Annotated in this window: 26 protein-coding genes and 2 riboswitches; of the genes, 4 read left to right on the top strand and 22 right to left on the bottom strand. The window is 57.3% G+C overall.

Translation table 11 applies throughout. The features are described from left to right. Window positions 1-162: 162 nt before the first annotated feature. A riboswitch (Fluoride riboswitch) is annotated at window positions 163-224 on the bottom strand. Window positions 225-283: 59 nt separating this feature from the next. From AB4090_RS07790 to AB4090_RS07745, 10 genes are all read right to left on the bottom strand, one after another. After that, entirely contained in the window at window positions 284-688 is a 405-nt protein-coding gene (locus AB4090_RS07790) for a HEAT repeat domain-containing protein (RefSeq protein WP_369573309.1), read from the bottom strand. Beyond that, window positions 673-990: a DUF190 domain-containing protein gene (locus AB4090_RS07785; protein WP_369573308.1), complete on the bottom strand. Its 318-nt coding sequence runs from the start codon at window positions 988-990 to the stop codon at window positions 673-675. Before AB4090_RS07785 ends, AB4090_RS07790 begins: the two co-directional genes overlap by 16 nt. A 10-nt stretch (window positions 991-1,000) precedes the next feature. Then, window positions 1,001-1,378, bottom strand: coding sequence for a fluoride efflux transporter CrcB (gene crcB, locus AB4090_RS07780; RefSeq protein WP_369573307.1), 378 nt, complete (start codon window positions 1,376-1,378; stop codon window positions 1,001-1,003). A 15-nt stretch (window positions 1,379-1,393) separates the two neighbouring features. Beyond that, window positions 1,394-3,358 carry a proton-conducting transporter membrane subunit gene (locus AB4090_RS07775; protein ID WP_369573306.1) on the bottom strand — a complete coding sequence of 655 codons (1,965 nt, stop codon included), beginning with the start codon at window positions 3,356-3,358 and terminating at the stop codon, window positions 1,394-1,396. Continuing rightward, window positions 3,345-4,139 (bottom strand): 4Fe-4S binding protein, encoded by a 795-nt coding sequence (locus AB4090_RS07770; protein ID WP_369573305.1) that lies wholly within the window; start codon window positions 4,137-4,139, stop codon window positions 3,345-3,347. The genes AB4090_RS07775 and AB4090_RS07770 overlap by 14 nt, the downstream gene beginning before the upstream one ends. A 10-nt stretch (window positions 4,140-4,149) precedes the next feature. Beyond that, window positions 4,150-5,643 (bottom strand): nickel-dependent hydrogenase large subunit, encoded by a 1,494-nt coding sequence (locus AB4090_RS07765; RefSeq protein ID WP_369573304.1) that lies wholly within the window; start codon window positions 5,641-5,643, stop codon window positions 4,150-4,152. Beyond that, entirely contained in the window at window positions 5,640-7,100 is a 1,461-nt protein-coding gene (locus tag AB4090_RS07760; protein ID WP_369573303.1) for a proton-conducting transporter membrane subunit, read from the bottom strand. The genes AB4090_RS07765 and AB4090_RS07760 overlap by 4 nt, the downstream gene beginning before the upstream one ends. A 3-nt stretch (window positions 7,101-7,103) precedes the next feature. After that, the gene (locus tag AB4090_RS07755; protein ID WP_369573302.1) at window positions 7,104-7,784 is read right to left on the bottom strand and encodes a hydrogenase; all 681 of its coding nucleotides are present in this window, start codon (window positions 7,782-7,784) and stop codon (window positions 7,104-7,106) included. Between the two features lie 9 nt (window positions 7,785-7,793). After that, a complete protein-coding gene (locus AB4090_RS07750) occupies window positions 7,794-8,735 on the bottom strand; it encodes a respiratory chain complex I subunit 1 family protein (protein WP_369573301.1) in 942 nt (313 codons plus the stop codon). Window positions 8,736-8,783: 48 nt separating this feature from the next. Beyond that, window positions 8,784-8,845, bottom strand: a riboswitch (Fluoride riboswitch). 128 nt (window positions 8,846-8,973) lie between these two features. Next, complete coding sequence (locus tag AB4090_RS07745) at window positions 8,974-10,164, bottom strand: mannosyltransferase family protein (protein WP_369573300.1); 1,191 nt, start codon at window positions 10,162-10,164, stop codon at window positions 8,974-8,976. Between the two features lie 814 nt (window positions 10,165-10,978). Here AB4090_RS07745 and AB4090_RS07740 point away from each other — a divergent pair. Then, the gene (locus AB4090_RS07740; RefSeq protein ID WP_369573299.1) at window positions 10,979-11,224 is read left to right on the top strand and encodes an Arc family DNA-binding protein; all 246 of its coding nucleotides are present in this window, start codon (window positions 10,979-10,981) and stop codon (window positions 11,222-11,224) included. Next, window positions 11,221-11,616 (top strand): type II toxin-antitoxin system VapC family toxin, encoded by a 396-nt coding sequence (locus tag AB4090_RS07735; protein ID WP_369573298.1) that lies wholly within the window; start codon window positions 11,221-11,223, stop codon window positions 11,614-11,616. The genes AB4090_RS07740 and AB4090_RS07735 overlap by 4 nt, the downstream gene beginning before the upstream one ends. A gap of 45 nt (window positions 11,617-11,661) precedes the next feature. Here the strand turns inward: AB4090_RS07735 and AB4090_RS07730 are convergent, their stop codons facing one another. Next, window positions 11,662-11,913 (bottom strand): Txe/YoeB family addiction module toxin, encoded by a 252-nt coding sequence (locus AB4090_RS07730; RefSeq protein ID WP_369573297.1) that lies wholly within the window; start codon window positions 11,911-11,913, stop codon window positions 11,662-11,664. An 8-nt stretch (window positions 11,914-11,921) separates the two neighbouring features. Beyond that, a complete protein-coding gene (locus tag AB4090_RS07725; RefSeq protein ID WP_369573296.1) occupies window positions 11,922-12,164 on the bottom strand; it encodes a type II toxin-antitoxin system Phd/YefM family antitoxin in 243 nt (80 codons plus the stop codon). Between the two features lie 262 nt (window positions 12,165-12,426). Between AB4090_RS07725 and AB4090_RS07720 the strand changes: the two genes are divergently transcribed. Beyond that, complete coding sequence (locus AB4090_RS07720; protein ID WP_369573295.1) at window positions 12,427-12,762, top strand: hypothetical protein; 336 nt, start codon at window positions 12,427-12,429, stop codon at window positions 12,760-12,762. Between the two features lie 198 nt (window positions 12,763-12,960). Here AB4090_RS07720 and AB4090_RS07715 read toward each other — a convergent pair whose 3' ends face one another. From AB4090_RS07715 to AB4090_RS07670, 10 genes are all read right to left on the bottom strand, one after another. Further along, window positions 12,961-13,521: a cysteine hydrolase family protein gene (locus AB4090_RS07715; RefSeq protein WP_369573294.1), complete on the bottom strand. Its 561-nt coding sequence runs from the start codon at window positions 13,519-13,521 to the stop codon at window positions 12,961-12,963. Window positions 13,522-13,638: 117 nt separating this feature from the next. After that, complete coding sequence (locus AB4090_RS07710; protein ID WP_369573293.1) at window positions 13,639-13,956, bottom strand: HigA family addiction module antitoxin; 318 nt, start codon at window positions 13,954-13,956, stop codon at window positions 13,639-13,641. A 12-nt stretch (window positions 13,957-13,968) separates the two neighbouring features. Beyond that, window positions 13,969-14,124 carry a type II toxin-antitoxin system RelE/ParE family toxin gene (locus AB4090_RS07705; protein ID WP_369573311.1) on the bottom strand — a complete coding sequence of 52 codons (156 nt, stop codon included), beginning with the start codon at window positions 14,122-14,124 and terminating at the stop codon, window positions 13,969-13,971. A gap of 245 nt (window positions 14,125-14,369) precedes the next feature. Beyond that, window positions 14,370-14,762, bottom strand: coding sequence for a carboxymuconolactone decarboxylase family protein (locus AB4090_RS07700; protein WP_369573292.1), 393 nt, complete (start codon window positions 14,760-14,762; stop codon window positions 14,370-14,372). 202 nt (window positions 14,763-14,964) lie between these two features. Beyond that, window positions 14,965-15,144: a type II toxin-antitoxin system RelE/ParE family toxin gene (locus tag AB4090_RS07695; protein WP_369573291.1), complete on the bottom strand. Its 180-nt coding sequence runs from the start codon at window positions 15,142-15,144 to the stop codon at window positions 14,965-14,967. Further along, entirely contained in the window at window positions 15,141-15,365 is a 225-nt protein-coding gene (locus AB4090_RS07690) for an addiction module protein (RefSeq protein ID WP_369573290.1), read from the bottom strand. Before AB4090_RS07690 ends, AB4090_RS07695 begins: the two co-directional genes overlap by 4 nt. Window positions 15,366-15,587: 222 nt before the next feature. Beyond that, on the bottom strand, window positions 15,588-15,908 hold the full coding sequence (locus tag AB4090_RS07685) for a hypothetical protein (protein WP_369573289.1): 321 nt from the start codon (window positions 15,906-15,908) through the stop codon (window positions 15,588-15,590). Window positions 15,909-16,003: 95 nt separating this feature from the next. Continuing rightward, window positions 16,004-16,420, bottom strand: coding sequence for a hypothetical protein (locus AB4090_RS07680; RefSeq protein WP_369573288.1), 417 nt, complete (start codon window positions 16,418-16,420; stop codon window positions 16,004-16,006). A gap of 345 nt (window positions 16,421-16,765) precedes the next feature. Beyond that, a complete protein-coding gene (locus tag AB4090_RS07675) occupies window positions 16,766-16,966 on the bottom strand; it encodes a hypothetical protein (protein ID WP_369573287.1) in 201 nt (66 codons plus the stop codon). A gap of 136 nt (window positions 16,967-17,102) precedes the next feature. After that, window positions 17,103-17,951, bottom strand: a complete 849-nt coding sequence (locus AB4090_RS07670; RefSeq protein ID WP_369573286.1) for a GIY-YIG nuclease family protein — start codon at window positions 17,949-17,951, stop codon at window positions 17,103-17,105. A 138-nt stretch (window positions 17,952-18,089) separates the two neighbouring features. Here AB4090_RS07670 and AB4090_RS07665 point away from each other — a divergent pair, with 138 nt between their 5' ends. After that, window positions 18,090-19,073, top strand: a complete 984-nt coding sequence (locus tag AB4090_RS07665) for an integron integrase (RefSeq protein ID WP_369573285.1) — start codon at window positions 18,090-18,092, stop codon at window positions 19,071-19,073. Window positions 19,074-19,359 lie beyond the last annotated feature (286 nt).

The raw sequence follows: 19,359 nt of genomic DNA, 5'->3' as shown, positions 1-19,359 counted from the left end.
AAAACCAGCCGCGTCTCAGCAACTGACTCTGTTGTAGTGGAGCGTTTTAAAATCGCTATTCGCAATATCAATGAGTTATAAAATTAACTGTCGAACTCGGGAGATCATGGTTAATCCAGCCCAATAATAACAAACTTCTACCCTCTCCAAAATGTTTTTTGGAGTCCAGTAGAAGTCATCAGCCTTGCGGCGGTTATTGGGTGGACTTCATCACCAAGTGCTGATCTATTTTAGTAGATCAATGCTTTTTGGTCAATAAAATAGACGACTATGTCTAGTCATTTTATTCCCCGTTTGTAGCCGCGCAGAATTTTTCGGCGGCATTGCGGACACTATGCGCTGCATGACTTTGTAAGGTCTGCAGCGCCCGTTGTTTTTCAGGAGATTCCGGTAACTGTGTAATGGCATCCACAACCGCCAAACCCTGTACCACATCCACGGGAAAGCGCATCGCACAATCCGCCAAAGGTTCGGCAGCTTCTGCGCGTCCTTGATGTTGCAAACTCAATATGGCACCCATGCGTACCTCCGAATGCGGGTTATGTAATGCCCAGAGCAAACGTTCGAAATAAGGGGTGTGACGCTCCCAGTATTCAATGTCCCGACCGCAGGCCGGACAGCGTTCACTGCCGACTGGAATTTCGGCAAAACAGAGCGGGCAGTAGTGATGGTTCACGGACAGCCGCACTGCGCTTCCCAGCGCAGAATATGGTTGGCGGGCACCAGCTCCTGCAAGCGAGGCATGACCGCGTCCACCGTTTCGGGCTCATCAAAAAATTCCAGTACCAGAGGGAGGTGGACGTTCAGGCGCAATATGTCATCGGCGTGCACGGTACCCTTGCTGCCAAATCCGGCAATGCCGCGAAAGGCCGTAACCCCGTGGACCTTGTACTGGTCGTGCAACATGCGGAAGATTTCTTCCATCAGGTTGTGGCCATCGTGTTTGTCGCCTTCCTTGATATAAATGCGCACTACGGAAACGGTGGTCATAATTCACCTCTCAGATGCTGCGGGAAATCCAGGCGCCAGCGAAGGCCGCCAGCACACACAAAAACAGTGAGGAAAACATATATAGCAACCCCTTAATGGCCTCGCCATTTTCAAAAAGCACCAGAGTTTCCAGAGAGAAAGTGGAAAATGTCGTATAAGCACCCAATCCGCCGGTGAGCATGCCGGTGCGCAGCTCTGGGCTCACCGAAATGCGCTCCAATGTCTCGAAAAACAAAAACCCCATGATGAAACAACCGAGGACGTTGATGCTGAGTGTAGCCCAGGGAAAAGCACGGCCAAACACCGTCTGTACCAGTAGTGACTGACCATATCTGGCCCAAGCACCAATGATGGCAAAAATGGCGATAAAGCCCAAGGTAGAAAACATTAAAACTCCCCTACATTACAAATAAAAGACGCTGGCAAAGACGATGATGAGCAGGATGCCGATATAACCCAGATAGCTGTTCATGGAGCCGTTCTGTAGCACGAGCCCAATGCGATTGGACAGCACTTGCACCAAGCGTACAGCGGGCTGGAACAACCACGGCCCAAAAAACGGTGCCTGGCTGTAATTGAAATGCAGTTCGCGTACAAAGTACTCCCGGCTGTTGTGTTCCCGGGCGGTCTGGGTGCGGGGCCGATAGACAAAGCTGTAAAACTCCCGCATGGCGTTGGAAAATGCCAAGGCAGTCACCGCGTTGTCGTCGGGTATCCGTTCCAGACCGTGCCCCCAGACCGGTACCCGGCGGCGGCCCTGGCGGAGATGGCTCCAGCCCAGCAGCGCCAGGGGAATCAGCGCCAAGAGCAAGCCCACCAGCAGCAGGAGCGGCGGCGAGATGAAGGCAAAATGGAATTTCTGCGGGATCAGGATCGGGCCCTGCACCATGGCCTGCACCCCGGCGGGCACGGGCGGCCAGTTGTCCCGCGCCAGCAGCGCCAAGGTCCAGGGCAGGGCTGCCGCGTAGGCCAGCACCAGTAGGCCCAGGGCCAAAATGGGCCAACGCCCGCGCACGCGCACGGTGTTTCCCCGCCGGCCCAGTAACCCCACCCCAAAGACCTTCACCATGGTGGCCAGGGCGATAGCGGCGGTCAGCGCGAGCCCCGCACCGCCCAGGGCGAGGGTGACCCTTGCGGCCGATGAGCTGAGGTGAAAATCCTGAAACACCGTTTGGAACAGATACCACTCAGCGGCAAAGCCCGCCGTTGGGGGCATGGCGGCCAGACTCATGGCCCCGAGGACGGCACCGATGCCGAGGGTCCAGGGGGCGAGGGCCAGTACCCGGCTTTGGGCAATCTGATAGTTGCCGCGGACATCGGCCACCCGATCGGCGGTCAGCATCAGGCTGCCCTTGGCCAGGCTGTGGCCGCCCAGGTGAATCAAGCCGACGGTCCACGCCAGGGTGCTCAACCAGGCGAGTCCATCGGCACGAAACAGGGACGCCGCGCCCAGGGCCACCACTGCCAATCCGGCGTTTTCGGCGGTGGAAAAGGGGAGCAGGCGGCGCCAGTCCTCCTGCTGAAAGGCATAGAGAATGGCGAGAATGGCCGAAATGGTGCCCAGGGCCACCAGCAAAATCCCGGTACCGGTGGCGACGGCCGTCGGCAACCAGTCGAGGATGGCGCGTCCCAGAGCAAAGTAGGCGACGTTGAGGACGATGCCCGAGAGCAGCGCCCCCGAAGCGCCGCTGCCGCTGCCATAGGCGCCCGGATACCATTCATAAAAGGGCAAAAGCCCCAGCTTGGCACCAAAGCCGATGATGAACAGGACCGCAATGCCAAAGGCAGCAGCATCGCCGTACCCCGCCCATTGCCCTGCCCATTGGGCGAAGGCGGTGTGCTGCGCCCCCAGAACCAGCAGCGCCAGCAAGAGGGCGACGGCCCCGATCTCCAGCAAAGCCAGCATGTAGAGGTTGGCCTCACCACTGCGCTGGGCGCCTTGCTGACCATCCGCCAAGAGCAGGACGGCCCCGCCAAAGCTCAAAAACTCCCAGGCGATGAGAAAGGCGATGCCTTCCTGCAAACCCGCCACCCCCAGACTGCCGAGCAGCGCAACGGCGGCTCCCGCGTTCCACAAGCCGGAGCGTTTGGCCCGTCCGAGGGACAGGAAGGCGGCCAGGGCGGCGAGCCCTCCCCAGAACAGCAGCCACGCCGCCGCTGTCTGCAGGTGCCAGCTCACGTCTTGTCCGCCCAGTTCCCAGAGGCGAGCGACGGCAGAGCCCGTCGGGAGAGCAAGGGCGCTGCCCAGGAGCAGGGCCAGGGTGCCGAGGATGAGGCTCGCACGGGCCAAGGCACCGACACGCAGCAGTCCCAGGACAATGGTCAACAGATACAGGCTGGCGGCGACCGCAAAGCTATCCGTGATCATATTGACCTCCTAGTACCCGTTGCGGCATCCGCTCCAGTAGCACCAGCAGCGCATGGATGAGGGCGGCCGGATTGGGGGGGCAGCCCGGCAACCAGAGATCGACGGGGAGCAGGTTTTCGAGGCCGGTACCCCCAGCATAGCCGTTGTCCATGGGCGCCCCCGATACCGCACAGGTGCCACAGGCCAGTACCCGGCGGGGTTCCGGCATGGCCTCCCAGGTCTGCAGCAGCGGTTGATGCATGGTGGCCGTGACCGGGCCGGTGACCAGCAACAGGTCGGCAAAGCGGGGCGACGGCGTAAAAAATATCCCCAGGCGATGCAGGTTGTAAAAGGGGTTGTCGAGGGCGTTTAGCTCCGACTCGCAGCCGTTGCAAGAACCGGCATCGACATGGCGAATGTGCAGGCTGCGCCGTTGGCTGCTGGCAATCCGCCGGGCCAGGGTCTCCGCTTCGTCCCCGGTCAGGGCCGTGGACCAAAGCAGGTCTTCCCGCTGGCGCACCCCATAGGCCCAATCAAAGGAGCTTTGCAGGGCGCCCTCGGGGCAGGCTTCCACGCAGGTTTGGCAGACGATGCAGCGGCCATAGTCGAGCTCCGGGCTTCCATCGGCAAAGCGGATGGCCTGGGTCGGGCAACTGTCGGCACAGCGTTGGCAATTGGGGGCGCAGGCGCCGGGGTCTAGGCGTGGCATGCCCAGCACCCCCTCCTGACCATCGGGGCCATGCAGGGGCCAATGGGTCGCCGCCCGTCCGGCCTTTAGTCCTGTCCACGTCCACAGCGGCATCGCATCCTCCTTAACGGTCACAACCGGCGATGGTGAGGCCGAAACTGGCTTCGTTGATGGCGTAATCCATCATGTTGGTACCATGTACGGTCAGTGGGAACACCCGCCAATTGGAAAAGGACGGGGACTTGATCTTGACCCGCTCCAGCCGCCCCTCCCGAATCCGCACGGCATAGACCAGGGAGCCGCGCGGCGTTTCGGCCCAGCCCAAGCCCTCCTGCTCCCCGGAGGGCACGTGGTAGTCCGCACGGATCGGTCCCGGTTTGAGGCGCCCCGATGCCTGCACCAGCAAGGCAATGGCTTCTCGCAACGATTCTGCGCGGACTTCGCTGCGGGCCAGGGCATCCCCTTTGCTGCGCACCGGGACGTTGAAACGCAGTTTGCTGTAGGCGGCATAGGGATGATCCCGGCGCAGATCGCGGTCGAGGCCCGAGGCCCGCGCCACCGGACCGGTGGCGCCTTGGTCAAAGGCCGCTTCCCGTGTCAGCACCCCAGTGCCCATGAGGCGGTCCAGATGGGTGGCGGTATCGTGCAGTTGGGTCAGGTAGCTGTCGGCCGCGTGGATGAGGGGATCCAGCCATTGGGCCAGGGATTCCGCCGAGAGATCGCGGCGCAAGCCACCCACCGTCAGCAGGCCGCGCAGAAAGCGCGAGCCCGTCAGGCGCCCGGCCAGTTGCTTGGCTTGTTCTTCCAGCAAAAAGCCGGTGGCCGACCCCACTTTGAGGGTAGTGGTTTTGGCGAGCAGGCCAAAATAGTGAAAGTGATTATAGAGGCGTTCCAGTTCGGCAATGATGACCCGCAGCAGCAAGGCGCGCGGCGGCACCTCGATGCCCCAGGCGGCCTCCACCGCCTGACAATAGGCCAGGGCATGGCAGGCGCTGCCCACCCCCGAGACCCGCTCGGCCAAAAACACCGCTGCTTCGGGCGCCAGGCCGCAAAAGCGCGCCTCCAGGCCGCGATGCTTGAAGAACAGGCGGGGATGGTAGTGGAGGATGGCTTCGCCGATGTAGGAGTAGTGAAACTCGCCGGTCTCCACCACATCGCCGCGCACCGGCCCCCAATAGAGATCCTGGACCTGATCACCGTGGACTTCGGGCATGGTGGGGGGGGCGTACAAGCCTCCCAACTGTCCCGCCGGTCCCCGTACACCCAGCGGCGGCTGGGGCAGGGAAAACCCCTCATGAATTACCAGCGGCCAAGGCTCGGGATGGTCTGTAAACACCAATCCTCCCAGATCCTGCATCTCCCGCTCATACCAGCCGAGCAGGGGAACGAGGACCGCCAGCGACGGTACCTGGGTCTCGCCGCGCAGTTCCAGTACCAGAAAGCGGGTGTTGCCGGCCTCACTGAGCAAGTAACGCAGGATGCAGGTGCCATCCGCCCAGTCATGCCAAGCCATGAGGAAACGCATCCCTTGGTCCAGGCAATCGCGGGCGACGGCGCTGAGATCCTCCGCACGAATTTCGCGAATGTCACAAGCTGAGCACGTGGCGTTATCCGTCATGGCTGCACCGTAAAGGCGTGCTGAAAGAATTCCCACAGACCTTGGGGCCACCACAGGCCAAGGACGAGGATGGGCACAAAGGCCAGGATCATGGGCAGCACGTTCCAAGTCGATAGGCGCAAGGTGGGAGCCTCTCCGGGTTCGGGTTCCGGCCCCCAGATCATGCGCCGGAAGTGGTTCATGAAAGCGGTAAAAATCAGAATCAGCAGGATGGCCATGACCCAAACCGCCCAAGGATTGGCGCTGAGGATGCCGCCGCGCAAAATGGTCAGTTCCGAGAGAAAGAGGCCAAAGGGTGGGGCACCAGTGATGGCCACCGCGCCCAGCAGCCACAGCCCGCCACTGAAGGGATAATAATGCAGCACCCGGCGCATCTGGCTCATGGCCTTGCTGCCGTAGGCCCGCATCATGTTGCCCGCGCCAAAGAACATCAACGACTTGGTCAGGGAGTGGTTGATCATGTGATACATGGCCCCGGCGAAGGCGATGGGGCCGCCAAAGCCGAAACCGATGGCCAGAACGCCCATGTGTTCCAAAGACGAATAGGCCAACATGCGCTTGGCACCATCCTGGCGGACGATGAAAAGCCCGGCAACGAACAGGGAAATCACCCCCAGTACCAGTAGGGCCGTATGCCCCATGAGACCGTATCCCCCGGCATCGACAATGGACAGAAAGCGATAGATCCCGAGCAGGGCGATGTTGAGCAGGGAGCCCGAGAGCATGGCGGACACCGGTGCTGGACCCTCACTGTGGGCGTCGGGCAGCCAGGTATGCATGGGGGCCAGGCCGACCTTGGTGCCAAAGCCCACCAGGGTCAGCAGAAAGGCCAGAAAAAGCAGAACCTCGGGCACGTGGGGGGCTACCCCGCGCAGGTTGGCCCAGGTCAGGGCGTAGGTGGGGCCGAGGGTAAAGGTGCCCCCCCAGTAAAAGAGGATGATGCCCAGCAAAGCCAGGGCGAGGCCCGCCGAGACAATGATCAGGTACTTCCACGCCGCCTCGATACACTCGGCCTCTTTCTCGAAGCCCACCAAAAAGGCGCTGACGATGGTGGTAAAGTCGATGGCAATCCAGAAAATGCCCGGATTGTTCATCAGCGGTGCAACAAGCATGGTGAGGGCGAAGCCGGCTTGCAGCGCATAGTATTTGTGCAGGCGCGGCGCCTCTTCGGGGAGCAGGCGCATGTAGCCGATGGCGTAGATGGAGGCCAACAAATATACCATCCCGACGCAAAACAGCACCCAGGCTCCCAGCGGGGTCAAGAGCAGATACTGGTCGCCGCCCACCCAGGCGTGATCCGGCGCCGCTACCAGAATGGTCAGGGTCAACCCAAAGACGACGATGGCATTGGCCAGGTTCAGAAACTCCGCCCAGCGTGGCCGGCGAATGGCGAGCATGGCTACGATGCCAAGGGCAGGGACAATCCACAGTGCAGCGATGAGGGCAGTGAAGTGCATGGTTCAGCCCACCAGTTTTTGCAGGCCGCGACTGCTGGTGGTGCCCGCATGGCTTTGCAGGAAGCGCACCAGCATGCCAAAGGCCATGACGATGGTCAGCAGGTCGAAGATGATCACCAGTTCCAGCAGGGCGGGCATACCCGGCACCAGAATCTGGGAGCCGAGAAAAATCCCGTTTTCGATGACCAGCAGGCCGAGGATGTGACTGATGGCCTCGGAACGCAGGATCATCATCAAAAAGCCGATGAGCTTCAGGCTGAACATGCAGGTCAGCGCCAGCACGGCAATGTTGTCCTGTAAATGGAGCGCCACGCCCAGTCGGTGCGCCACTTCATAGGAAAAGATTACCAGGGCCGCCCCCAGGATCAAGCTCGATGACGGCTTGAGCAGAGGGGTGAACTCGCGGTTGACATTCAGGCGCTTGACCAAGCGTAACACCAGGTAAGGCAGCAGCGTCCCGCGAAACAGCACCGTCAGGGCCGCGATCACATACAGTTCCGGATAATGCCCGTAGTAGCCGATGGAGGCGGAAATGGCGGCAATCACCCAGGACTCCACCGCAAAGGCATAGATATGGTTCTTGAGCCAATGGGAGGCCAGCATTACAAAGGACAAGACCAGCGCCAGGATGGCCAAGAGGCTGAACAGGGAGGCGGCCAGGGGCCCGAGATGGAAGATCAGCATGGTCGGCTCCTAGAGTTGATCCGCCACAATGGCGAGGACGGCAAACAGAAAGGACAGGGCCAAAGGCTCCTGATAGCGATAGAAGCGCAGGCGTGACTGCATGGTATCCACCCCCACCATAAGCAGGCCGATGAACCCGTATTTGGCCAAAATCACCAGCAGTGCCAGGACGATGGAGCCCGGCGTGCCGCTGGTGGACAGTCCCCAGGGCAGGAAAAACACATTCAGAAAGATGGTGTAGAGGATGAACTGCTTCATCCAGCTCGCCCATTTGAGCAGGGCCAGCAGTGGCCCGGAGTACTCCAGAATCCGCGCCTCGTCGATCATGTAGATTTCGTAGGGAATGGTGGAGTGGATGGGCAGGCGGTCGGTCTCGACGGTGAGCAGGATGAAAAACGCGAGGATGAGGAAGATGTGCGCCGGGCTCCAGTAGGCCACGGGGTTTTGCGCCAGCAGGTGATTGGCGACGAAGGGCAGCATGGAATGATCAAGAAAGGTGATGCCGACAAAGACCAGGATCAGGGTCGGCTCGGCCAGGATGCCGAGCATCACCGCGCGGCTGGAGCCCAGGCCGCCAAAGGGCTGCCCCGTGTCCAGGCCGGCGAGGAGGATAAAGAAACTGCCCAGGGTCAAAATCAACCCGCCACCCAAGATGTCCCCCATGTCCGAGAGGGGCAGGGGGAAGTTGGTGAGCACCGGGATGAGCATGGGCACGATCATCATGGCCACGAAGGCCACCACGGGTGCCCAGAAAAACACCCAGGTGGCGGATTCGGGGACGAGCTGCGTCTTGTGGAAGAGCTTCCAGAGATCCCGATAGGGCTGGAAAATGGAAGGACCTTGGCCGCGTTGGACCTTTTCTTCCATCTTGACGATGAAGCCATGCAGGAGGGGCGACAAGAGCAGGACCGTGAGGACCTGACCCACCTGCAGAATGATGTCTTGAACCATACCTCTCCCTTTCTCGCAATACACTTCCACGGCCCCACTTATCAATGGGTACCCGTAGAAGTCATTAGCCACAAGGGCGGTTCCAGGCGGACTTCATCGCCTTTTTTTATAGGCTAGGTGAGACGCGAATTTTTGTCAACGCAAATTTTTGCCATCAAGCAAGGATCCACGGGGATCTCGATAGCATGCGACTATATAACCGGGTATAACCTGTATTTATAAAATCTTACGCATTGAATCAAAACGCCCAATGCCCGGAGACAAAAAAAGCAGATTGCAGAAACAGCGCCACAGCGCCAGCACCCAGAGCGGCATAGCTCCAGTTGTGGCGCCATTGCAGTAGTCGCCCGGCCAAGAGAAACACGGGAAGATTGAGGTACAAGAGGCGATAAGTAGAAACGGGCCCTTGCGATGCGCCCTGGAACCACAGATAGGCGCCAATGAGCACCATCGCGATCCACGCCCAGGCCCATTCGCGGCGCCAGAGAAAATAGAGCAGCGCCAACAGGTTGGCGGCGAGGGTGATGGCATTCATCAAAAAATATACCGAGCGCGCGGGATTCAGAGCGGTGACCTGTCCCGCCAGGGCCTGCCAAAGTGGGACGTAATCCGCGCCATAAAAGGGGTAGAGGTGGATGATGTTGAGGAGCTTTTGGTAGGGCGTCAATTCGCCCAGATACGAGGCATGGCCGTGGATGAAGGCAAGTGGGGTATGGAAGATGACATACTGGTAAGCAATAAAAGCAAGCAGACCGCTACAGGCGAAAAGCCCAAGCAAAATTGAGCCAAGCAGGCTGCCCCATTGTCGTTCTCGCCAACGTTGCCAGGCCAGGACCATCCACAGAGCAAAGGCAAAAAAGACCATCAGCGGCCCGCTGGCACTGCCCACGCCCAGCCAGAAAGCGCTCTGGCTTTTTCTCCCCCGCTGCCAAGCGATGAGCGCCAGGAGCGCCAGGATATTCATCAACCCCGTCGGATAGTCACTGGCAAAAAAGAACGCCCCCGGATACAAGGCATAAGCCCAGGTCGCGGCATCGGCGGCTCTTTCGTCGAGCGAAAGTGTGGCAAAGCGATGGAAAAGAAAAATGGACAGTAGCCCGCTAATCGCTGCCAGCCAAATCCCTAGGCTCGCGAGGGAGAAGGGCAGGATCTTTCCGACGATAGCCAGCAGCAAAGGATAAAGCGGAAAAAAGATGATGTTTTGCCCAATGGGTGAATGCGCTTGATAGCTGTACCCATGCGTGGCGATGTCCAGATACCACTTGGCATCCCAGTTGATGAGGCTCGCGCCTAGTGGGCCGGGAACGGGGTCGAGCCCACGACTGAAAAAGTAGTAGCCGCAAAATATCCCCAGCCAGATCAGCAGCGCCACCACCAAGCCAACACGCGGGATGAGCGTCTTATCGGCGGAAAAATGGTATTTCAGCATCGTCGAGTCCAGCGATCTTTTTGCCGACGGCAATTTTTCTCCATGGGCTTGATGTTACTCTGCCCACGGTGCTGATGCGACTTTCATTGACAGGGTTGGACTGCACCTCGTGAGAGGCAGAAGAAGCGGTATAACGTAAAGTGAAGGAGCGAGTAGCGCGGATTGTCGTGCAACGCGAGGTTGATGATGACTTCATAGCTAGCGGCGGCAATTTCCGCCAGCTGGCCAACCGTGGGTTGCCCTGACGTGCACAGCGCATGGTCCACCGCTCGGTAATTGTGGATAGCAATGAGGGAAATGGCGTTCGGCATGGTTAGTACGTAGCTAAGGTTGAGATCACCAGCGGAGCACCGCAGGCGCGGAGTCCGTGTAAACCGCAGGGTTGGGCCTCGCGATAGGGAACGATGAATTGCTGACGGATGAACCGGAGCAGCAGAAAGTTTCACGCCAAGGGCATGGAGCAGCTTGAGCATGGTGTCTTGGCCACACAAGAGCGCACCTTGCCGCGTGTGACGGGGCGAGACTCGGGAAATTAGGGTCACCAAGCTCTGTACGAGCGTGTGCGTGAGCTGGGCGCGAGCCGCAGCAGGCTGAAGCTGCCTGTTGGATAGATTCGATCGAGATATCTGTAGCCATACGAGTAGCCTACTCCTGACGTGTCGTTTCAACCAACCCAACATTCGACATGAGCGGCCCGCCGGAGCGAGTCCGCTTGATGGAATGGCTGGCCGGCAGCCCGCGAGACAAATCTTTACCCAGATTGACCAGCCTTCGCCCTGAAACCATAATGGTTCCACTTCGGTTGGAGATTGACATGCCTACGACACTGACTTTAAAAAACATTCCTGACGCAGTGTATGACCGCTTGAAGGTTTCCGCAGCAGCGCACCGACGCAGCATGAACAGTGAAGCAATTGTGTGCCTGGAAGCCGTGCTTCTACCCGCCAAGGTTGCGCCCAGCGAAAGACTGGCCCGTGCGCGCGAGCTCCGCGCCGCCCTGCCCAAGGGAAAGTTTCAAGCACATGACATTGATGCGCTGAAGCGAGAGGGGCGACCATGATCGTGGTGGACTCGAACGTATTGGCCTATCTCTACCTTCCTGGCGACTACACCGCAGACGCTGAAGCTCTACTTGAGCACGACCCAGATTGGGCCGCTCCTGTTCTGTGGCGCAGCGAGTTTCGGAACATTCTTACGGGCTATGTCCGGCGCAAGGCGCTTACCTTTGCGCAGGCGTGCAACCTGCAGGGAGAGGCAGAAAGCCTTCTGGCTGGATCGGAATTTGAGGTTGACTCTCGGGCTGTACTTGAGTTGGCGCGCGACAGCGACTGCTCAGCGTATGACTGCGAGTTCATTGCGTTAGCTATGAAGCTCAACACAAAGCTTGTGACGGAAGACAAGAAGTTATTGCGCGCATTTCCAGCGTGCGCGGTGGCCCTTTCTGCAGGCTAACGTAGAGCTAAGGGAGCGAGGTTGAGCGCGGGGTTGGGCATCTGCTCACCCATAGTGAGTCCACATACACAAGACGCGAACCATTTTTTCATTGGCAAAGACTTCGTACACGATGCGGTGCTGAATATTGATGCGGCGAGAATATGCGCCGGCAAGATCACCGACCAACTTCTCGAAGGGTGGTGGATTTTGAAATGGGTCGCCGGCAAGAACCGCGAGCAGTTCTTGAGCCTTCGGTTTAAGGCCACTTGCAGCAAGCTTCTTTGCGTCCTGCATTGCTTGCTTGGCATAAACCATTTCCCAACTTACCACTTAAGCGCCGTCGAAGTGTTTGCGAGGGGCTCGGCCATACCAGCTTTAATGGACTCGCGCATGCCAGGCACGGCCAATAGGTACAAGGTTTCTTGAATTGCGCTCCAATCTTCAGCGGAGAGCAGCACGGCGCTGCTGCGTTTTCCGGAAATGATGATTGGTTCATGAGACTCTACTGTTTGATCAATGAGCCGGTACAGGTTAGCGCGAGCTTCGCTGGCAGTAAGTGTGTTCATTTCGTGCTCCTTGAAAGAAGCTTTTATGGTACGCTATTACGTACGTCAGTCAAACGGCTATGCGAGTGTTTCTAGAGGCCCAACGTGAAGGTAAGGGGCGAAGCGCCCCCTGCAAGCATGGGCTGGGCGTCTGTGCCAAGCCACGGACTAACGACTGGAGGTAGTGCTGCGCTGTAGGCTTTTGCGTTGCACTCGTGACGGGCCCTGAGCGCTCAGCGAGGCGGCCAGTAACGTACTTATGCAAGACGCTAGCGATTAATGTTTGGTAGGGCAATCCTTCTTCGAGGGCTTTGACCTGAATGTCGCTCAGGTCGCCAGAGGACAGGCGGATATTGATCCGGCGATCCTTGATTGCGGTGGCACGCGCGGCTGCCTTGAACTTGGCAAGTTCCGCTTTCGTTGCGACGGAGTTGAGTTGGCCTTTATCGAAGGCGCTCAGAATTTCGCGTTCGTATTCATCAAGTTTCGGTATGATGTTCTCAAACGAAATGCCCCGCTCAGACGTGAGCGTTTCATTCTTCTCGGCGTTCCAGCGAAATGTTTTTATCCAGCCATCTTAGTGCTGATGTGTGTCTATTGTCACCACTCACCCACTTAAGGCACCCAACGGTTTGCGTTACCTGCGTGTGGGCGGGCGTGGATTCGGTTTGAGAGCAGAAAAAACTCGAGGCCAGACAATGCTTGTAAACCGCGCAGAATCCCTCACGTGAGGGGCACGCTTTTTTGGGCGGTGTTGTCTTGCGGGAATAATTGCTGGTGCAAGGCACGAAAACTATAGCCGCTATGATGGTAAAACTTACAAAGTATTAAGTAAGGCTTCTGTCTCAACCACTGTTGCAAATTCACCGTTTAGCGTCGCCAATGATACGGCATGGATTTCTTCTGCTGAATACTTTTGTCCATCGTATCCAATGATATCAAATGCGGCAGTAGCGTCTGCGACGAGATAGGCTTCAAATCCGAGATTTCCAGCCATGCGAGTTGTTGTAGAAACACAATGCGGCGTAGTTAGGCCAACAATGACCAATGTTTTATAACCATGCTCTCGTAATTGTTGTTCTAAATCAGTACCAATAAATGCGCTGTTGACGTGCTTCTGAAATAATGGCTCGCCTTCCTGCGGCGTTACCGGTTCTTTGATTGCACATCCAGAGTGATTGGGGGATAATGGTGAATTAAGCGATAAAGACAAATGCTGAACATGAAATACAGGACGATGGCTTTTACGCCAGACTTCCAACAATAGAGCAATATTCTGTTCAGCGTAAAGATTATTTCTGTTACCCCAGACAGGCTCATCAAAGCCTTTTTGAACATCAATGATTAATAAAACAGAATTTTGAGGCAGTTTTTCCATATTGAATAACTCCTCTCCTACTTAATGATGATGTTCGACTTACCGGCCCAACGTTCAAATTCACCCGACGGCGGAAGCGGGCGAAACCCGCTGTAGCCGGTCGGGTGGAATGCAGGGTTAGGCCGATGTTGCATGGGCCGCACTGCCTTGCCACGGCTGGATGTGAGAAATGGCTTCACCTGCCGCGTCTTCGGCACACTGCACGTCGTAGTTGGATTGCAGGTTTAGCCAAAAGTGATGGGATGTATTGAAGAAGCGTGCTAGACGTAGCGCCGTATCTGCACTAATACCCCTGCGTTCTCTGACGATTTCATTGACACGTGCTGGAGTGACATGTAAAGCACGAGCCAATGCATTGCTGGAAAGACCCAGAGGTAGCATGAATTCCTCGCGCAGTTGCTCGCCAGGGTGAATGGGTTTTAACTTTTTGCTCATCGGGCTGTACTCCTAGTGGTAATCCACGATCTCTACGTCTTTAGGACCTTGCTCCGTCCACACAAAGCACACTCGCCATTGATCGTTAATGCGGACGCGGTGCTGCCCTTTGCGACTGCCTGATAGCGCCTCAAGGCGATTTCCGGGTGGTGATGCCATGTCTCGCAGTTCAGTTGCCGCGTGAAGCTGATCGAGTTTGCGCCTCGCAACAGGCTGGATGTTGACGAAGCGGGCGACTCTGCGGCGCTCGTGAAGATCTTGGGTGTCGCTGCTCTTGAAGGACAAGATGGGCATTGACTTATCGTATACCGAATCACGATACGAAGCAAGCCGTTTCTGTTGTTGGCCTAACGATTAAGGTTAGATCGTGGCTCGCTTTGCGATCACGATCTAACCTTAATCGTTAGGAGTGGTCAATTTGATTGACCCGCTTCGTCACGCTCTGCAAAGACTTCCTTGGCTGCGAGAATACCATTCAGTGCAGCGGGGAATCCTGCATACACAGCCATCTGGATCATAATTTCCACAACTTCGTTTCTTGTGCAGCCGACGTTGAGTGCTCCATGAATATGCACTTTGAGTTGGGGTTGTGCATTACCTAAGGCGGCCAATGCAGCAACGGTAGCGATTTCCCGCTCCTTTAGCGAAAGAACGCCACGGGAGTAAACATCACCAAAAGGAAACTCGATGGTGTAGCGGGCGAGATCGGGCGCAATGTCTTTCAATGCCTCAATCACCTTTTCGCCGGCGTGACCATCGATCTCGTTGAGTTTTTCCCAACCGCGTTTATAACGATCTGATTCCACTGGTGACTCCTAACGTAGAAGTGAGCGGCCTGCGCGGCTTTTCGCGCAGGTCCGTTTGACTGCACGGTTGGGCACCAGGGTTACTGCTGCCACTTTCGCTTACGCCAATAGCCAGGGCTGCGGCTCTGATGAGCAACGGCCAGGACCTGTATTTCTTGGGCAGCGAGGGTGTAGATGATGGAATACGGGAAGTGCTTCATGATCAAGCGGCCTCGCCATGAAGCCAGAGTGCTCCGAGCAGCGGGTGCTCAAGAAGCAATTTCATAGAGTGCCCGAAGTCATCGAAGATGGCCTGTGCAATTGTGACACCGGCACGTTCTCGATAATATTCGGCGGCCTCCCGAAGATCAGATTCTGCTTCGGGATGCAGCGAATAGATCATTGGAACTCGGCCTTCAAGCGCGCGAGCGTCTCGGCGCCAGGAAGGAGCGATATTGCTCCACTCTCTATCTCGGCGTGACGCCGCTCGATCTCCGCTGCCCAAGCCGCCTCCACATCCGGCTCAGTGTCTAGGCTCACGATCAATTTTTCGACTAGGCGGGCACGCTCTGCGGCCGATAGATTCAGCGCTTCGGCTTCCAAGGCTTCAACGGTAAGTGACATAGCTTCCTCCACGAAACGACCTTGTTACCGCAACAGAGTGCCACAGGGTCGATTGCACGGCCAATTTTATCACGTGACGGTGCAACAGAGGTGATGGCCCTGGTGCCCAACGAAAGAAGCTAACCGGTCACGCCTGCACCGAGGCGATGAGCGGAGCCAAGGAAGCGCGATGTTGAGAGAGAGCGGAAGGCAATGCAGGCGGGGTTCGAGTTGAGCGGAGGGTTAGGCGCTTGCTGACAGGCATTGTTTAATCACGTAGCCAGCAGTGTCGTTATTGGCTCGGTTCTTTCCCCAATCGAAGATTTGCAGAGGGAATCGGCACTCTGACCGGATAGTGATTGTGCCGTTGTTCACTTGTATGGTGACCCTTTCGCCCCATGAAAGAAGGTTCAATCCAACCCTAAAGGTGGCCGAATCCTGAGTCTGTTGGTCGATTTTCCAACCATATGTTTTTGAAAGGGTTTTCGCAACCTTTGCGAGGTAATCCTCAAGCCGTTTCCCGGTGAGAGGCATTTCAAGGTTGGTTTCGTGGCTTGCGGCCATGAGGAGCCTCCTGCACCTAACGTAAAGCTAACCGGCGCTGCGCGGTTTTATCGCGCAGCGTCCAGAGAGCGAAGCGAACGAGGTTGAGCGTAGTGTTATGCATTCGTGACCTTGATAAACCATTTGGGCTGCATGGCATCGAAATCTTGGCGGACATTGGAATGCAGGTAACCTGCTGAATCTAGTACGAAAGGTTCGCCGTTAACACGCTTGAACACAACCCAGTGCCAGAAATTGTTACCTTCTTCCTGGTGATGTTTGATGGACAACAAAGCTAGGTCGGGTAATGCCTCCCAAGATTCAAATAGACTTTCATCGATGGACGTTTCCATTCCCGCGCTGAAAAGCAAACGCCGGACATGCTGGGTATCTGACCACAACAATTTGTCCGAGGCGTGGATACCCATGGCATTGGCTATAGCTTTCATTTCCGAGTAGGTTTTACCAAGAATGTTGGCAACTGATGCTATTCCGCATCCAGTGGTTTCTTCTTGCACTACTGACTTGAGCACTTGGCTATCCTTGCTGCATAACGTTTAAGGTAAGGGGCTGGCTGGAAGCTGGCGAAGCCTGCTGTAGCCGGTCGGGCGGAATGCAGTGTTAGCCCAACAGCTTGTCATACTCAGCGTGACTGCCAACCCAGAACCATTGCACGCCTTCAGGGACTGGAATGCCCAAGGCTCTGTAATGCAAACCGATACGAACGCTGCGAAAGCGCCCGTTGCTAACGGGTTTGAACTGTAGTGATGGATGCGCCGGATTAACTTTGAGCAATGCGTAGTTACCGTGCGCAAGTTCCTGAACCTCGGCGGGCAAAGCGTGAAGGCATGCCCAAAACTTGCTGGATGCAAAATGCCTCAAAGCTCACGCGCCTTGCCATCGCGATATTCGGCAAGTGCTTCTGCTGCCAGTGCATCAAGTTTTCCTGCCGCAGCGTCTGCGTCAATCTGTGCGTCCCAAGCGCTTGCGTCGAATTCGACGAACCAGCGACGAAACTTGGCCAGATCGAGAGGCTGAAGGTTTTGGACGGCCTGCTCAATTGCTTCAACGTTACTCATGGATTCACCTCCTATGTCCAGAGAATACAGGCTCTTTGTCGTTCAAGGCTAACGTTTGAGGTAACCGGCCGCTGGAGCCCGAAGGGCGGAGGGAACCTGCAAGCGCAGCTTGCAGGCGGTCCGGTTGACTGAGAGGTTAGCCCTCTTCGAGTTCCTTGAGCGACTTGCCACTTGCATCTTTCCAAGCAGTAAGACCATTGGCTCCTCCTCCATGAATTACAGCGGCAGCGGCACTCGGACTATCAAATTCCGTGTCCCTGGTGAATAAAAAGAACCCCTCCCTCTCGACAAGCGTTCCGTCTTGAACGAGTTTCTTGCGGAGCGCGACAACAAACGGATGTTGTGCTTCGGCGGATGGTCGTTCGGCGACCACCGCCGTAGAGTCCTTGAATACAACGAACCCGCCTTCTGTTCGCCGACCGCGCGCAACGGCGCCCTTATTCTTGCACAGAAGTTCCTTCTGGGGCTTGGCGGTCTTGGGTGAGCCCGAAATCGGGGTTAGTAGGTCGGAGCCGAGCACGGGCAGAACTTGCTGAATGCGAGACAGGAACACTTCCATGTCTTCGCGGTCGGACTCGGGCAGCTTCGGATTGCTGCTGTTTGAATTCTCCAGGCGATAGCGACCAGCGTGTTTTGCCTCGTGGAGCAGGCGATTCTCAAGATACCGGATATGGGCTTTGGTTAGGTTCTCGTCCTTACTCACGAAGACTACCATGGCGTTCCAGAAATCCTTCGCCTTGTGCTGTTTCAGGCGATCGCGGATTACCTCGGCTTCGCCGATGTAGGCCAAGGCATCTCCGTTCTCGGGATCGGAGCCGAAAAGGAAGTAGACGCCGGCGCTCTCAGCTTCTTCGCGGAGAAGAAGGTCATCAAGTTCCGTTCTCGGGGCGGCAAGTGCCTTTCCCGTCCAGTTCGAGACTTCACCGACGCGCAACCGCTTTGCGTCGCCGTGTGGGAGAAAGAGTTTGATGGTGGCAGAAGTCATGAGAGGCCTAACGTAAATTCGACAACAAAACCATACCACAGAAAAGTCCTCCAATGCAACACGACTCACCCGCAACATATTGTATCTAAGCCATAATACCCCTTGCTCAAAGATTTAGGACAGCCTAATATTTACCGGATGAATGCCAACCAGCCAACACCCCATGCCCCGCCCAAACTCCTGGACCAAGTGCGTGCCCGGATCCGGGCGTTGCACTACAGCATCCGCACCGAAGAGGCGTATGCGGACTGGGTGCGTCGCTTCATCCTCTTTCATCAGAAGCGGCACCCCAACGAGATGGGGGCGGCTGAGATCGAGGCCTTTCTCAGCTATCTGGCGGTGGAACGCAAGGTGTCGGCGTCCACGCAAAATCAGGCCAAGGCGGCGTTGCTGTTCCTGTATAAGCAGGTGCTCCAGGTGGAGCTGCCGTGGCTGGACGACATCACCAGTGCCAAGCCGTCGCAACACCTGCCTACGGTGCTGACCCCCAGCGAAGTGCGGGCCTTGCTGCAGGAACTCTCGGGGACCATGTGGCTGGTGGCCAGTATGCTCTACGGAACCGGCATGCGCTTGTTGGAGGGGTTGCGGTTGCGGGTCAAGGACGTGGAGTTCGAGCGTCGGGAGATCGTCATTCGGGATGGCAAGGGGGGTAAGGACCGGGTGACGGTATTGCCGGAGCAGATTCTGTTGCCCCTGAAAAAGCAGATAGAGAAGGCCAAGCTGCTGCATGACGCGGATTTGGAGGCAGGGCTGGGAGAGGTGTATTTGCCCGATGCGCTGGCGGTCAAATATCCGTCCAGTGCACGGGCCTGGGGCTGGCAGTATGTGTTTCCGTCCCCGGTGCTAAGCCGCGACCCGCGCACGGGGGCACAACGGCGACACCATATCTATGAGGCGTCCGTACAACGCGCCATCCGCACGGCGGCAAGCCGTGCCGAGATCGTCAAGCCGGTGACGCCCCATGTGCTGCGCCATTCCTTTGCGACCCACCTGCTGCAAGCGGGCTACGATATCCGCACGGTGCAGGAACTGCTGGGGCACAAGGATGTGTCCACGACGATGATTTACACCCACGTGCTCAATAAAGGCGGGCGCGGCGTGATCAGCCCGCTGGATCGGTAAACCGCTCCGCAGCAGCCGCCGGAGGCCCCTACGCCATGCCTAGAGTGCAGATCTATGCGGCAACGGCGCATATGGCCTGTCCCGATCAGAGCTTGTTCGAGAAGCTGCTGGAAGGAATAGCGCGGCGAGAGCGTGCTAGGGAGGCGTATTCGTCTTGCACATCATGCGCAGTGAACAGCAATTTCGGCACAGCAATCTGCTGCAAGACTGACGTGCAGACCGTTTGAATTGCTCCATAGAAACTCAATTCATCGAACCGCTCAGTCAGTTGCGACCCACGAAGGGG

Origin of the sequence: Acidithiobacillus sp. IBUN Pt1247-S3, from assembly GCF_041146875.1 — a bacterium.
In the GTDB taxonomy this organism is placed as follows: domain Bacteria; phylum Pseudomonadota; class Gammaproteobacteria; order Acidithiobacillales; family Acidithiobacillaceae; genus Igneacidithiobacillus.
The sequence above is the reverse complement of the archived record's forward strand: the minus strand, read 5'-3'. Positions and strand labels throughout refer to the sequence as shown.